This is a genomic window from Streptomyces sp. NPDC001231 (assembly GCF_042896885.1).
Taxonomy (GTDB): domain Bacteria; phylum Actinomycetota; class Actinomycetes; order Streptomycetales; family Streptomycetaceae; genus Streptomyces.
Map to the genome: position 1 here is coordinate 114,776 of NZ_JBIAXS010000028.1, position 13,877 is coordinate 128,652.

Consider the following 13,877-nt stretch of genomic DNA (forward strand, 5'->3'; position numbering starts at 1 on the left):
ATGGCCGGGATGAACACATCCGAATCCTTTCGGGCCGAAGGCGATGTCCCCAGGACGTCCCATCCCCGCTGGCTGCTGAATGAGCTGTCCGGGACGCTGGTCTCGCAGTCCCCGGTCGGGCTGGCTGTCATGGACACAGATCTGCGGTACGTGGCCGTCAATCCAGCGCTGGAGCGCATCAATGGCCTGTCGACCGAGGAGCATGTCGGCCGCCATGTCTCAGAGATCCTGCCGCGTGTCGACACCGCGGCGATCGAGTCCGCGCAGTGGCGGGTTCTGGAGACGGGAGTCCCGCTGCTGGACCAGAACGTCGTCGGCCGCACCTGGGCCGATGCGGATCACGACCATGCGTGGTCGGTTTCCCTCTATCGGTTGCAGGACCCCGTCGGCCGGGCGCGGGGAGTGGCCGCCTCGATCGCGGACGTCACCGAGCGGCACCGCCTGGCGACCGAAGCCGCCCGGGCCCGACGGCGCCTGACCCTGATCGCTGATGCCTCGGCTCTCATCGGCACCGTGCTGGACGTGGACCAGACCGCCCGCGAACTGGCTGGGGTCACCGTGCCTGAACTCGCCGACATCGCGGCGGTGGACGTCCTCGACACCGTCTTGGCCTGCCACCGCACCGCCAGGCCGGGCAGCGGCCCGGAACTCTTCCGCGCCCTCGCCCTGGCCGCGGCCTACCCCACCGAGGCCACCCGCGCCGCCGACCAGGTAGGCGACTTGGCCGCCTACGCCGCCGACCGCCTGGTCACCCAGTGCGTCCGCACCGGCAAGCCGGTCCTGGTACCCCACGTGAACGACCGCGACCTGTCCCGTATAGCGCGCGATCCCGAGGCCGCCACGCTCCTGGCCCGCGCCGGCATCCACTCCTACCTGGCGGTGCCGCTGAGCGCCCGCGGCATAGTGCTCGGCGCCCTGGACCTCAAACGCGCACGCAACCCCCTGCCCTTCAACCATGACGACGCCATACTGGCAGGCGAGCTGGCCAACCGTGCCGCGGTGAGCATCGACAACGCCCGCTGGTACCAGAGCGTGCGCAACGCCGCGGTGACTCTCCAGCGCAGCCTGCTGCCGGAGCACCCCTCGCACCTGGTGGGCCTGGAGATCGCCTCCCGCTACCAGCCCGCCCAGGCCACCAGCGAAGTCGGCGGAGACTGGTTCGACATCATCCCCCTGAGCGGCGACAAGACCGCCCTGGTCGTGGGGGACGTGATGGGCAGCGGCATCGACGCCGCCGCCACCATGGGCCGCCTGCGCACCGCCACCTGCACCCTGGCCGAGCTCGACTTCGACCCCGCCCAGGTGCTCCAGCATCTGGACAGGATCACCAGCGGCCTGGAGCACTACATCGCCACCTGCCTCTACGCCGTCTACGATCCCCACCACGGCGAGTGTCACATCGCCAACGCCGGACACCTGCCCCCCGTCCTGGTCCACACCGGCCGACCCCCCGAACTGCTCGACCTGTGCCCCGGCGCGCCGCTGGGTGTCGGCGGCGTCACCTTCCACAGCAGCACGCTCGATCTCGGTCCCGGCGACGATCTCGTCCTCTACACCGACGGCCTGGTCGAAACGCGCCACCATCCCATCGACGACCGCCTTGACACCCTCCTCGGCCTGCTGGACGGCTCCGAGGGCCGCCCCGTGGGAGAAACCTGCGACCTGCTCCTGCACACCCTGCGGGACCCCGGCGACCACGACGACGTCGCCCTGCTCATCGCCCGCATCTGCCCGCCCAGTCCTGACCACCAGATCATCGGGGCCCCTCCCACGGAGGGCTTCGGCCTCTGACCCACGCCGTGCCCACCGCGTCCTGACCGCCACGGGGCCTCAGCGATCAGTCACACGATCGGCCGGACAGTCTGCCCTGTTTGGCCAGCACGGACTGGATGAGCGGCGTCATGGCCCTCGGGGATGCGGCCCTCGCCTTGCAGCGTCTCCCACGACGTGCGGATCGCGAGGATGCACATGTCGCGACCGTACTTCCACTCAACGTAGATGAAGGCCTTGGATGACGGCCACGTTCGTCTCGTACGCCAGCACTTCGCCCTTCTTGAGCTTCTTCAGCTCCTCCCATTAGGGCGCGGCGTTTCCCAGCACTGGCACCTGCACCATCTGTGTTCAAGGAGGGCCGACTTGAAGAACTTCAGCGGCATCGACTGGGCGGAGGACCACCACGACGTCGCCCTGGTCAACGAGCGGGGCGACCTGGTCGCTCTCCCACGGCTGCCGGGGTAAGTCCGACCATGTGGCCAGGGATGCGCAATCCGTCGGCGACAGGATCGATCTTGTCCGTCAACTGCCAGCGACCCGCGATGACTTCGCTGATTGGGCTGGGCGTCAGATCACTACGGCGGGCGATCATTGACGGGTAGGTGCCCACATGGACCTTGACCAGCCGGAACACGCGAGAGAAGTCGCGGACGCGGCATGCCTCGATCATCTCAGGGTCGGTGAGCAGCCTGACAGGGGCCCGAGAGGCCCGGCAGGGACAGGCTGCAAGCCCCCCGTCCTGGGCGGATCAGCCACCTGAACCCCCTGCTTCGGCGTGCACTGGGACGACCACGACGTTCTATGAGGATCTGCACCCCTGACGTGAGGCGCTGCGCCGGCCCCTGGACCGGTGCCTGCTCCTGCCCGCGCCGGACCGCGACGCCCATGCGGCCGTCGGTCCCTGAGCGCGGGCGCCCGGGGTGAATTCCGGAGCCGCTACCGCTCCAGCTGCGCCCGCAGCCACTCCTCCACCTCGCCCACGTGCGCGGCCGCGGCCGCCCGCGCGGCCTCCGGATCCCGGGCGGTCAGTGCCCGGTGGATCGCGGCGTGTTCGCGGCGGGTTCGGGAGAAGGCCCCCTCCTCCTGGTAGCCGCGCCAGACACGGGCGCGGAAGGTGCGCGAGGAAAGGCCGTCCAGGATCGCGGCCATCGTCTCGTTGCCCGCGGCCACCGCGATCTCCCGGTGGAAGGCGAGGTCGTGGGCGAGGATCTCCTCCGGATCGTCCGTGGTGTTCATCGCCGTCAGGTGTTTCTCCACCTCGGCGAGCTGGTCCGGGGTGATCCGGGCCGCCGCCAGCGCGGTCGCCGTCGACTCCAGGATGCGGCGCACCTCGAGCAGTTCCACCAGGCGCGGACCTCGGGAGAGGTCGGCGACCACGCCGAACGTCTCCAGCAGGTCACCGGCCTCCAGTCGGGTGACGTAGATGCCCGAGCCGTGCCGGGCCTCCAGCGCGCCGAGCACGGTCAGCGCGCGGATCGCCTCACGCATCGAACTGCGGGAGATGCCCAGCTGGGCCGCGAGGTCCCGCTCGGTGGGCAGGCGCTGTCCGGGCTCCAGCAGGCCCTCGGCGATCATCGCCTTGATCCGCTCAATGGCGCGCTGCGTCACCGTGCCCTTCTGCGGAGCGGCCGCGGCGGTCTCCGGTTCCGTCTCCTCCGTAGCGGTTTCGTCCACGCCACTCCTCCTGTCACCGTGCACCGCAGTCTAGCCATCGATGTGGTCCGACCACTACGGCCGGAACATGGCAAATCTTGCCGCAGAAGGGTGTTGTGGAGGCCAAGTGGTCTGATAAGTATGCCGCCAACTGCTCGATTTCGCTCGATGAGGAGCCGACAGATGGCCGGCAGCACAGCGCGGAACGGACGGCAAGGCAGGCGGCGGCAAGGCAGGCGATTCTCCTCGTGGACGGTGCGCGCGACGGCCGCGGCCGTCTGCGGCACCCTGGCGCTCACGGCATGCGGCAGCACCAAGGACAGCGGCGCGGCGGGCGCCAAGGGGGACGGCAGCGGCAAGGTCGGGGTGATCCTGCCCTTGCTGACCTCGCCTTTCTGGCAGTCGTACAACGACTACGTGCCGAAGATGGCCACGTCCCAGGGCGTCGACGCACTGAAGACGGTCAACTCCAACAGTGACCCCTCGCAGCAGATCACCGACATCAACAACGAGCTCAACCAGGGCGTAGAGGGCCTCGTGGTCGCCCCGTTGGACAGCGCCGCCATCCAGGCCGGACTGGACCAGGCCGAGCGCAAGGGCGTCCCCGTGGTCGCCGTCGACGTGGCACCCGACAAGGGCAAGGTCGCCATGGTCGTGCGGGCGGACAACGTCGCCTACGGCGAGAAGGCCTGCCAGTACCTGGGCGCGCACATCAGCTCGGGCAAGGTCGTGCAGGTCATGGGCGACCTGGCCTCGGTCAACGGCCGCGAACGCTCGGAGGCGTTCCGCTCCTGCGTGCGGAAGAACTTCCCCAAGTTGAAGGTGCTGGAGATCCCCGCCAAGTGGGAGTCCGACACCGCCGCCTCCAAGCTCGACACGCTCCTGAACGCCAACCCCGACATCAAGGGCATCTATATGCAGGCGGGCGGTGTCTACCTCGCGCCCACCCTGCAGACCCTGAAGTCCAAGAAGATGCTGAAGAGAGCGGGCACGGCCGGGCACATCGTCATCATCTCCAACGATGGCATTCCGCAGGAGTACGAGGCCATCCGCAAGGGCGAGATCGACGCCACCGTCTCGCAGCCCGCCGACGACTACGCCAAGTACGGCATGTACTACATCAAGGCGGCGATGCAGGGCAGGACGTTCGAGCCGGGCCCCACCGACCACGGTTCCACGATCGTCAAGCTGCCCAGCGGCATCCTGGAGGACCAGCTGCCCGCGCCACTGGTCACCAAGGACAACGTCGACGACCCCAACCTCTGGGGCAACACGGTCCGATGAGCAGCCCCGACACCACCCCGCTGGTTCAGGCGCGAGGCATCGTCAAGCGCTACGGACCCACCGTCGCCCTCGCCGACGGCCGGCTCACCGTCCTGCCCGGCGAATCCCACGCCCTCGTCGGCCGCAACGGCGCCGGCAAGTCCACCCTCGTCGCAGTGCTCACCGGTCTCCAGGCGCCCGACGAGGGCGAGGTCCGCTTCGACGGCGAGCCCGCGCCCGCGCTCAGCGACCGCGACGCCTGGCGCCGCAAGGTCGCCTGTGTGTACCAGAAACCGACGGTCATTCCCGAACTGACGGTCGCGGAGAACCTGTTCATCAACCGCCAGCCCACAGGCCGCGGACGCCTCATCAGCTGGCGCCGGCTGCGGAAGCAGGCCGCCGACCTCCTCGACACCTGGGACGTACACGTCGACCCGGAGGCCCGTACCTGCGAACTCAGGGTCGAAGACCGGCAGATGGTCGAGATCGCGCGGGCGCTGAGCTTCGGCGCGCGGTTCATCGTCCTCGACGAGCCAACCGCCCAACTCGACAACCGCGAGATCGAGCGGCTGTTCACGCGGATGCGTGCCCTGCAGGACTCCGGCGTGACCTTCCTGTTCATCTCACACCACCTCCAGGAGGTGTACGAGGTCTGCCAGACCGTCACGGTGCTGCGCGACGCCCGCTGGATCACGACCGCGCCGGTCGCCGACCTGTCGCGCGCGGCCCTGGTGGAGGCGATGGCGGGAGAGCCGGTCGCGGAGCACGAGCGTGGGTACGTACGCGAGGCGGACGCCGTCGGCACTCCCCTGGTGCTCGACGCGCGCGGGCTCACCTCCGAGGCGTACGCGGACGTCGACCTCACCGTCCGCGGTGGCGAGGTCGTCGGACTCGCCGGTTCCAGCGGCAGCGGCAAGATCGAGCTGGCCGAGACCTTCGCCGGACTGCACACCCCGACCGGTGGGACCGCCGAACTCGACGGCAGGGAACTCCCGTTCGGCGATGTGCGGGCCTCGCTCAGGGCGGGGGTCGGCTGTGTGCCCCGCGACCGGCACGAACAGGGTCTGGTCGCCGGCATGACGGTCGGCGACAACGCCACCATGAGCGTGCTGGACCGGCTCGGCCGCTTCGGCTTCGTCTCCACCGACGCCAAACGCGGTGTCGCCGGCGAGCTGATCAAGCGCCTCGGCATCCACACCGAGGGCCCCGAACAGGCCGTGGCGGACCTGTCCGGCGGCAACGCGCAGAAGGTCGTCATGGCCCGCGCCCTCGCCTCCGACCCGCACCTGCTCGTGCTCATCAACCCCACCGCCGGCGTCGACGTGAAGTCCAAGGAGTCATTGCTGGCGCGGATGGACAACGCCCGCGAGGACGGCACCGCCGTCCTCGTCGTCTCCGACGAACTCGACGACCTGCGCCGCTGCGACCGCGTCCTCGTCCTCTTCCACGGCCACGTCGTCGCCGAGCACCCGGCGGGCTGGCGCGACCACGAGCTGATCGCCTCCATCGAAGGAGTGGACCATGGCTGACACCAAGGCGGCCTTGCCGCTCGCGCCGCCACGCGCCGCGACAGGATCGGCCAGAACGGTCCTGCTGCGCCGGGCCCGCGAACTCGCCCTATTGCCCGCACTGTTGCTGCTGATGGTGCTCGGCACGTTCGTCAACGACTCGTTCCTCACCGAGCGCAACCTGATCTCGATCCTCGGCGCCTCCGCCGCCCTCGCCATGGTCGTGCTCGCCGAGTCCCTGGTGCTGATCACCGGCAAGTTCGACTTGTCCCTGGAGTCGGTCGTCGGTATCGCGCCGGCCGTGGGCGCCCTCCTCGTGCTCCCCTCGGACCAGTCCGGATGGGGCGTGAAGTTCCCCGCGCCGCTCGCCCTGCTCGCGATCCTGGTCGTGGGCGCGGTCGTCGGCCTCTTCAACGGCGTCCTCGTCGTCAGGTTCAAGCTCAACGCCTTCATCGTGACCCTGGCGATGCTGATCGTGCTGCGCGGTCTGCTGGTCGGTGCCACCAAGGGCAAGACGCTGTTCGGCATGCCCGACAGCTTCTACTCCCTGGCCACCACCACCTTCCTGGCCATCCCGTTGTCGGTGTGGCTGGCCGCCGTCGCCTTCGCGGTCGCCGGGCTGTTGCTGAAGTACCACCGCATCGGACGGGCCCTGTACGCCATCGGGGGCAACGCGGAGGCGGCCCGCGCGGCCGGCATCCGCGTCGAGCGGGTCATGCTCGGCGTGTTCGTCGTCGCGGGCGTCCTGGCCTCGGCCGGCGGGATCATGCAGACCGGCTACGTCGGTGCGATCAGCGCCAACCAGGGCCAGAACATGATCTTCACAGTGTTCGCGGCAGCGGTGATCGGGGGCATCAGCCTGGACGGCGGCAAGGGCACCATGTTCGGCGCCCTGACCGGGGTACTTCTGCTCGGCGTCGTGCAGAACCTGCTCACCCTCGCCCAGGTGCCGTCGTTCTGGATTCAGGCCATCTACGGCGGAATCATCCTGGTCGCACTCATGATCGCCCGCGTGACGACGGGCCGTGCCCAGGACTGACCGCGCCGGTTTCCCCCGTCACCGACCGAAAGGCCATCCGTGTCTGCGACGCCCGCCCGCATCACCGCGGTCGACACCCACGACATCCGCTTCCCCACCTCACGCGAGCTCGACGGCTCCGACGCCATGAACCCGGACCCCGACTACTCGGCGGCCTATGTCGTGCTGCGCACGGATGAGGACGGCGGAGCGGAGGGACATGGCTTCACCTTCACCATCGGACGGGGCAACGACGTCCAGGTCGCCGCGATCCACGCGCTGCGCCACCACGTGGTCGGACGCCTGGTCGACGACGTGTGCGGCGACCCGGGCTCGCTCTTCCGGGACCTGATCGGCGACAGTCAACTGCGCTGGCTGGGACCGGAGAAAGGCGTGATGCACATGGCGATCGGCGCGGTCGTCAACGCCGTGTGGGACCTCGCCGCCAAGCGCGCGCAGCAGCCACTGTGGCGGCTGCTCGCCGAGGCCGACCCCGAGTGGCTGGTGAGCCAGATCGACTTCCGCTACATCACCGACGCGCTCACCCCCGAGGAGGCGCTCCAGATCCTTCGCCGTGGCCGGGAGGGCGCGAAGGAGCGCACGACGCGCCTGCTCCAGCGTGGCTACCCCGCCTACACGACCTCGGCGGGCTGGCTCGGCTACGACGACGACAAGCTCAGCCGGCTCGCCGCCCAGGCCGTTGCCGACGGATTCACCCAGATCAAGCTGAAGGTCGGTGCGGACCTTGACGACGACGTGCGCCGCTGCAGGGTGGCCCGCACGGTCGTCGGGCCGGACATCCGCATCGCCATCGACGCCAACCAGCGCTGGGGCGTGGCCGAGGCGATCCGCTGGACCCGGGCGCTCGCCGCGTTCGACCCGTACTGGATCGAGGAACCCACCAGCCCCGACGACATCCTCGCCCACGCGGCGGTCCGCGAGGCCGTGGCCCCCGTGAAGGTCGCCACCGGCGAGCACGTGCACAACCGCATCGTCTTCAAGCAGCTGCTCCAGGCAGGCGCCCTCGACGTGCTCCAGATCGACGCGGCCCGCGTCGCCGGCGTCAACGAGAACCTCGCGATCCTGCTGCTGGCCGCCAAGTACGGAATCCCCGTCTGCCCGCACGCGGGCGGGGTCGGCCTGTGCGAACTCGTCCAGCACCTGGCGATGTTCGACTACGTCGCGATCTCCGGCACCACCGAGGACCGGGTCATCGAGTACGTCGACCACCTCCACGAACACTTCCTGAACCCGGTGGTGATCAAGGACGGTCACTACGCGGCCCCCACCGACCCGGGCTTCTCGGCCGCCATGCGGCCGGAGTCCATCGCGCGGTACACCTTCCCCGGCGGCACCTTCTGGGCCGCCGACCCCGACCTGCAGAAGGGACATGCGGCATGAGCGACTTCCAGGGACTCAGGGCGCTGGTGACGGGAGGCGCCTCCGGTATCGGCAGGGCGAGTGCCGAACTCCTCGCCGAGCGGGGCGCGCAGGTCGCCGTCCTGGACCTGGACCCGTCGTCCGTGGTGAAGCCGCTGCTCGCCTTCCGGGCCGACGTCACCGACGACGCCTCGGTGCGCAGGGCCGTCGAGCAGGCCGCCGAAGCCCTCGGGGGACTCGACGTCCTGGTGAACAACGCCGGCATCGGCGCCCAGGGCACCGTCGAGGACAACGACGACGAGGAGTGGCGCCGCGTCTTCGACGTCAACGTCCTCGGCATGGTCCGCACCGCCCGCGCCGCCCTGCCCCACCTGCGCGCCTCCTCGCACGCGGCGATCGTCAACACCTGCTCCATCGCGGCCACCGCCGGCCTGCCCCAGCGCGCCCTGTACAGCGCCACCAAGGGCGCCGTGTACTCCCTCACCCTCGCCATGGCCGCCGACCACGTCCGCGAGGGCATTCGCGTCAACTGCGTCAATCCCGGCACGGTGGACACACCGTGGGTCGGCCGCCTGCTGGACGCCGCCCCCGACCCGGCCGCCGAACGCGCCGCACTTCAGGCCCGGCAGCCCACCGGCCGGCTCGTCACCGCCGCCGAAGTCGCCGGCGCCATCGCCTATTTGGCCGGTCCCCTGTCCGGCGCCACGACCGGTACCGCACTCGCCGTCGACGGCGGCATGCAGGGCCTGCGGCTGCGCCCGGCGGGCCAGTGACCGCCCTGGGCCGCGGCGGCGTCGAGGTCGGCCCGCTGAGCTTCGGCGCCACCGGGATCGGCAACCTCCACCGGCACGTTGGTGACGAGGAGGCGCACGAGGCGGTGGCCGCCGCCGGGGAGCGGGGCATCCGCTGCTTCGACACCGCCCGGCACTACGGGCTCGGCCTGTCCGAGCGCCGCCCGGGTGCGGCCCTGCGGGAGTACGACCGCGCCCACTGCACGGTCTCCACCAAGGTGGGCCGCCGCCTGGAGCCCGCCGACAGTACGAGCGACGACCTGGCCAACGGCTTCGCGGTACTCACCACGCACCGCCGCCTCCGGGACTGCAGCGCCGACGGCATCCGCCGCGGCCTGGAGGTGAGCATGGACTGCCTCGGCCTGGACCACCTCGACGTCGTCCACCTCCACGATCCCGACGACCGCGCCGACCTGTTCCCGGCCGCCATCGAGCGCGGCACGTCGGTCATCGGCGGCGGCGTCTTCAACTCCGGTCTGCTGGCAAACCCGACGCTGACGTCGACGCACGACTACGCCAGAACGCCCTTGGAGACACCGGACCGAGCACTGCGGCAGCAGGCGCCAGCCGGGCGGCACGACGTCACCCTGCGCGCCGCCGCCCTCGCCTTCTGCTCTGCTCACCCGGCCGTGGCCGGCGTTCTGGTGGGTGTCGGCTCGGCCGCCGAAGTCCGCGACTGCGCAGAGCAGTTCGCAATCCACGTTCCCGCCGCCTTCTGGCGGGAACTGCGCGAGACGGATCTGCTGCCCACCGAGGAGTCGTCATGAGAGTGGCCCTGCACACCAAGGTCCGGCCCGACCGGATCGCCGACTACGAGGCCGCGCACCGGGAGGTCCCGGCCGAGCTGACCGCCGCCATCCGCGCCGCCGGGACGACCTCCTGGACGATCTGGCGCAACGGCAGCGACCTCTTCCACCTGTTGGAGTGCGAGGACTACCCCCGCCTCCTCGCCCAACTGGAGCGGCTGCCGGTCAACGTCGCCTGGCAGGCCCGTATGGCCGAGCTGCTCGACGTCGTGCACGACTACTCCCGCGGGGGCGCCGACGCGGGGCTGCCCGTCGTGTGGGAGCTGCCGTGACCGTGGACGCCCACCATCACGTCTGGGACCTGTCGATCCGCGACCAGGACTGGCTCGTAGGCCCCCGACTCCGGCCGATCAGAAGGAACTTCACCGTGGACGACCTGGAACCCCGTGCCGGGGCGGCCGGAGTGGCCCACACGGTCCTCGTCCAGACGGTCACCGTGCCGGAGGAGACCCCCGAACTGCTGGCTCTGGCCGCCGGGCACGATCTGATCGCGGGTGTCGTCGGCTGGACCGACCTCACCCGCCCCGACGTCACCGACGAACTCGCCCGCCTGCACGCACTCCCCGGCGGCCGCTTCCTGAAGGGCATCCGCCACCAGGTGCAGGGCGAGCCCGACCCGGGATGGCTGCTGCGGGCCGACGTACGGCGGGGCCTGGCCGCCGTGGCCGACGCGGGTCTCGCCTATGACCTGGTCGTCCTGCCCCACCAGCTGCCGGCCTGCGCGGAGGCGGCCGCGATCCTCCCGGAACTCACCTTCGTCCTCGACCACCTGGGCAAGCCGCCCATCCTCTCCGGAGAGCTGGAGCCCTGGGCGAGCGCCGTACGTGCCCTCGCCGGCCGACCCAACACCGTCTGCAAGCTGTCGGGCATGGTCACGGAGGCCGACCTCGCCGCCTGGAAGCCGGCCGACCTGCGCCCCTACGCGGACGTGGTGCTGGAGGCCTTCGGCCCGGACCGCCTGATGTACGGCTCGGACTGGCCGGTGTGCACCCTCGCGGCCGCCTACGAGGAAGTCCTGACCACGGCCCGGGACCTGACCTCCGCGCTCACCGTGCACGAACGCACCGCGGTGTTCGAGGGGACGGCCACGCGCGTCTACGGGCTGGCTCAGTCGAGTTCGTAGTCGAACCAGATCCGGTGCGTGCCGTCGGCGTCGAGCGCCAGACCGCCGCTTCCGGTGATCCCGGCCGGCTCGCCGGTACCGCCGGCGGGGACGACGGTGAAGAACTCGGCCGCGTGGTCGGTACCGGAGGTGCGCCTCCGATCGCGCGAGCCGGTGGTGGCCACCCAGGCGGGAGTCTGCTCCCCGCCGACCACCACACGGCAGGTGGGACGGCGGCCCCTGCCCAGGGCGCTGCGTGCAAGGGCCGCCGGAGCCTTGCGGTCCTGTCACAGCGCAAGGCATTACGACGCTAAGACGCCGGCACCCGACCGCGCCCGCCCGGCGCATCGGTCGGGTGAATGCGGAGGAAGCCTGAGCACGGCTTCGAGAGACGGGGCTGAGGGTCTCCTCGAACCTGTGGTTGGGTTGAGCGGCCCGACGATGAGCCCGACCACCGCAGGTCAGCACGCCGCGGCGGCACGAGCCAGGGCCGTCGGCACCGTCACCGTCCGGCCTGGACGATCCCGAACACCATCGCGGCGCCGTTCGGGCGGCCAAGCCCGAAGACGCACCTGCACACCGAACGTGCACAGCCACCGCCCCATGCACGTTTCCGGCGCACAGCTCCCCGCCCCGCCTGCGCAAGCAGTGCGCACTGCAACTGCGCAGGGCAGGGCGCGCGGCACAAGCAGTATGGAGGGCCGCGCTGAGCTGGAGCGGATGGGGTGCGAGTGTGACCGGGCCGGGGTGCTGCGGTGGTTCCGGCTGCTGTGACTGCTCGGGGTGCCCCGGGAGAAGGCGACCGAGGCGAGATCGCGGTGCTGGCGGGATGGCTGCGCACGGCGTCCAACCCACAGCGCCGCCGTTCTCGGGCCGGCGGGGGCGGCCCCCGGGTCGGTGAACCTGCGCACGGGCAAGCCCAATTTGCGCGCCGGGTACGCGCCCAGGACGATCAATCACGCCCTGTCGGTGGTCAGCGGCTTCTACGAGTTCCACGCGCACCATGGGAACGGACCCGTGGTCAATCCGGTCCCGGTCTCGCCGCAGCGGCGCCGCGCGCTCGCCCACCGCAGTCCGCTGGAACCGCAGGTGGTCTCGAGCGGTCACGGCTGCGGCAGAGGCGCGAGCGCACTCTCGCGCCATGATCCCCCGCCGTCTCCACCGAGCAGCATGAGGCCGACCGGGTGACGATGGACGTGTACGGACGTGACCACGCTGCTCTCAGGAGGAGGCAGGTGTCATGACATCTCCTTCCGATTCCCCGGGCCCCGTTCCCCCGCGCGGCACCGAGCCACAAGAGAGTCCCCTGGCCGAAGGCATGGCAGCCCTGGCGAACAAGGGCTGGCAGATCCTGCTCACCATGGGCCTTGCCAGCATCGCCCTGGGCGTCATCGCCTTGGTCTGGCCGGGCGCGACCCTGCGGGTCATCGGCGTGCTCTTCGGCATCTATCTGCTGGTCACCGGTGTCTTCGGGCTGGCCGGCGCCTTCGGCACGCACGTGCCCCGGCATCTTCGCGTACTGCATTTCATCACCGGTGCGGCCTCCATCCTGCTGGGGCTGCTCTGCTTCCGGGGCACCCTGGAGTCGATTCTGCTGCTCGCCCTGTGGATCGGCTTCAGCTGGCTGCTGCGCGGCACCACTGAGACGGCTGCGGCGGCCTCCGCTCAGGAGATGCCGGCCCGCGGCTGGCACGTGGCCTTCGGCATCATCGGGGCTCTGGCAGGTGTCGTGATGATCGTCATGCCGTTCGCCTCGATCGCGACACTGACCCTGGTCGTGGGCGTCATGGCCATAATTCTGGGCCTGACCGAGGTGGTCCGCGCCATCAGGACACGCGTCGAGATCGGCCATCTCGCCGCGGGCACCACCACCCAGCGGCGGCCCCTGTTCCACGCCCGTCCGCACCCCCAGCACTGACCGGCGGAGCCGGATCGGGCGGCGGAGGCGAGCGGCGGGCGACACCTTGGCCGTCCCCTCCCCCGCTCAAGGGTGCCTTCCGTGCTGGGTGCCAACGCTTCCCGATTCTCGATCCGCCCAGAGCTTCAAACAGGGGAAGGCCAAACGCCGGCTCACCGGCACGCGGCAGCATTTACCAGTAACCCTCCGTAGCCATTGCTGTACCGAATGTGCGACTCAGTCAACGGACGGCGCGGCGCTGACCACGCCGACTGCTGGGGCAGCGGTCTCCGCTTTCGGCCTGCTCGGCGCCAGACCCGCCGACGGCCGGCGGAAGGGCGCGGCACCCGTGGCCCGCGACGAGGTCAGCGACGGCGTTCCGGGGTGAGGCCGACGGTGCCCGCCACGACCGAATCGGCGGCGGCCTACCGCCTCCAACTTCCCCTTATGTCCACAGAACATCGCTACGTCTTCCGGCTCGGCAGGAACCCCGGGGAGCGCGAGAGCGTGCGGCTGGACAGGTCGACTACCTGGCCTTGTCCGAAGTGCCCCAACACGACACGATGGGTGAGGTTCTTTGACGTGCTCCCTGGCCTAAAGTCCAGGGATTCCGGCCTGGGTCGTCTGACCCTTCCGGGGGCTTCCTGCTTCAACGCGCTGTGCCGGGACTTTCGCCCTGGTCTTAC

General features: G+C 70.4%; 12 protein-coding genes. 10 read left to right on the forward strand and 2 right to left on the reverse strand.

The window, feature by feature from the left end; all coding sequences use genetic code 11:
* Positions 1-9: 9 nt before the first annotated feature.
* On the forward strand, positions 10-1,791 hold the full coding sequence (locus ACFY3J_RS29620; protein WP_384185989.1) for a SpoIIE family protein phosphatase: 1,782 nt from the start codon (positions 10-12) through the stop codon (positions 1,789-1,791).
* A 918-nt stretch (positions 1,792-2,709) separates the two neighbouring features.
* Here ACFY3J_RS29620 and ACFY3J_RS29625 read toward each other — a convergent pair.
* On the reverse strand, positions 2,710-3,447 hold the full coding sequence (locus ACFY3J_RS29625) for a FadR/GntR family transcriptional regulator (protein WP_384185992.1): 738 nt from the start codon (positions 3,445-3,447) through the stop codon (positions 2,710-2,712).
* A 162-nt stretch (positions 3,448-3,609) separates the two neighbouring features.
* Between ACFY3J_RS29625 and ACFY3J_RS29630 the strand changes: the two genes are divergently transcribed.
* The 8 genes from ACFY3J_RS29630 to ACFY3J_RS29665 are packed head-to-tail and all read left to right on the forward strand — an operon-like array spanning position 3,610 to position 11,315.
* Positions 3,610-4,710 carry a sugar ABC transporter substrate-binding protein gene (locus ACFY3J_RS29630; RefSeq protein ID WP_390842090.1) on the forward strand — a complete coding sequence of 367 codons (1,101 nt, stop codon included), beginning with the start codon at positions 3,610-3,612 and terminating at the stop codon, positions 4,708-4,710.
* Complete coding sequence (locus ACFY3J_RS29635; protein ID WP_390842091.1) at positions 4,707-6,218, forward strand: sugar ABC transporter ATP-binding protein; 1,512 nt, start codon at positions 4,707-4,709, stop codon at positions 6,216-6,218. Before ACFY3J_RS29630 ends, ACFY3J_RS29635 begins: the two co-directional genes overlap by 4 nt.
* Positions 6,211-7,236, forward strand: coding sequence for an ABC transporter permease (locus ACFY3J_RS29640; RefSeq protein WP_384186000.1), 1,026 nt, complete (start codon positions 6,211-6,213; stop codon positions 7,234-7,236). Before ACFY3J_RS29635 ends, ACFY3J_RS29640 begins: the two co-directional genes overlap by 8 nt.
* Positions 7,237-7,275: 39 nt before the next feature.
* Complete coding sequence (locus ACFY3J_RS29645) at positions 7,276-8,616, forward strand: L-fuconate dehydratase (RefSeq protein WP_390842092.1); 1,341 nt, start codon at positions 7,276-7,278, stop codon at positions 8,614-8,616.
* Positions 8,613-9,368 carry an SDR family NAD(P)-dependent oxidoreductase gene (locus tag ACFY3J_RS29650; RefSeq protein WP_390842093.1) on the forward strand — a complete coding sequence of 252 codons (756 nt, stop codon included), beginning with the start codon at positions 8,613-8,615 and terminating at the stop codon, positions 9,366-9,368. The genes ACFY3J_RS29645 and ACFY3J_RS29650 overlap by 4 nt, the downstream gene beginning before the upstream one ends.
* Positions 9,365-10,153 carry an aldo/keto reductase gene (locus ACFY3J_RS29655; RefSeq protein ID WP_384186008.1) on the forward strand — a complete coding sequence of 263 codons (789 nt, stop codon included), beginning with the start codon at positions 9,365-9,367 and terminating at the stop codon, positions 10,151-10,153. Before ACFY3J_RS29650 ends, ACFY3J_RS29655 begins: the two co-directional genes overlap by 4 nt.
* Positions 10,150-10,464 carry an L-rhamnose mutarotase gene (locus tag ACFY3J_RS29660; protein ID WP_390842094.1) on the forward strand — a complete coding sequence of 105 codons (315 nt, stop codon included), beginning with the start codon at positions 10,150-10,152 and terminating at the stop codon, positions 10,462-10,464. The genes ACFY3J_RS29655 and ACFY3J_RS29660 overlap by 4 nt, the downstream gene beginning before the upstream one ends.
* Positions 10,461-11,315, forward strand: coding sequence for an amidohydrolase family protein (locus tag ACFY3J_RS29665; RefSeq protein ID WP_384186015.1), 855 nt, complete (start codon positions 10,461-10,463; stop codon positions 11,313-11,315). Before ACFY3J_RS29660 ends, ACFY3J_RS29665 begins: the two co-directional genes overlap by 4 nt.
* On the opposite strand, the gene ACFY3J_RS29670 is transcribed toward ACFY3J_RS29665, so the two are convergent.
* Positions 11,300-11,512 carry a DUF3224 domain-containing protein gene (locus ACFY3J_RS29670; RefSeq protein WP_390842095.1) on the reverse strand — a complete coding sequence of 71 codons (213 nt, stop codon included), beginning with the start codon at positions 11,510-11,512 and terminating at the stop codon, positions 11,300-11,302. The two genes, ACFY3J_RS29665 and ACFY3J_RS29670, sit on opposite strands and share 16 nt — an antisense overlap.
* Before the next feature lie 1,022 nt (positions 11,513-12,534).
* Between ACFY3J_RS29670 and ACFY3J_RS29675 the strand changes: the two genes are divergently transcribed.
* Positions 12,535-13,212: an HdeD family acid-resistance protein gene (locus tag ACFY3J_RS29675; protein WP_384186021.1), complete on the forward strand. Its 678-nt coding sequence runs from the start codon at positions 12,535-12,537 to the stop codon at positions 13,210-13,212.
* The last annotated feature ends 665 nt before the right edge of the window (positions 13,213-13,877 follow it).

Coding starts and splice junctions, on each gene's coding strand:
- ACFY3J_RS29620 (WP_384185989.1), top strand. CDS start 10: ATGAACACATCCGAATCCTTTCGGGCCGAAGGCGATGTCCCCAGGACG.
- ACFY3J_RS29660 (WP_390842094.1), top strand. CDS start 10,150: ATGAGAGTGGCCCTGCACACCAAGGTCCGGCCCGACCGGATCGCCGAC.
- ACFY3J_RS29640 (WP_384186000.1), top strand. CDS start 6,211: ATGGCTGACACCAAGGCGGCCTTGCCGCTCGCGCCGCCACGCGCCGCG.
- ACFY3J_RS29630 (WP_390842090.1), top strand. CDS start 3,610: ATGGCCGGCAGCACAGCGCGGAACGGACGGCAAGGCAGGCGGCGGCAA.
- ACFY3J_RS29650 (WP_390842093.1), top strand. CDS start 8,613: ATGAGCGACTTCCAGGGACTCAGGGCGCTGGTGACGGGAGGCGCCTCC.
- ACFY3J_RS29635 (WP_390842091.1), top strand. CDS start 4,707: ATGAGCAGCCCCGACACCACCCCGCTGGTTCAGGCGCGAGGCATCGTC.
- ACFY3J_RS29675 (WP_384186021.1), top strand. CDS start 12,535: ATGACATCTCCTTCCGATTCCCCGGGCCCCGTTCCCCCGCGCGGCACC.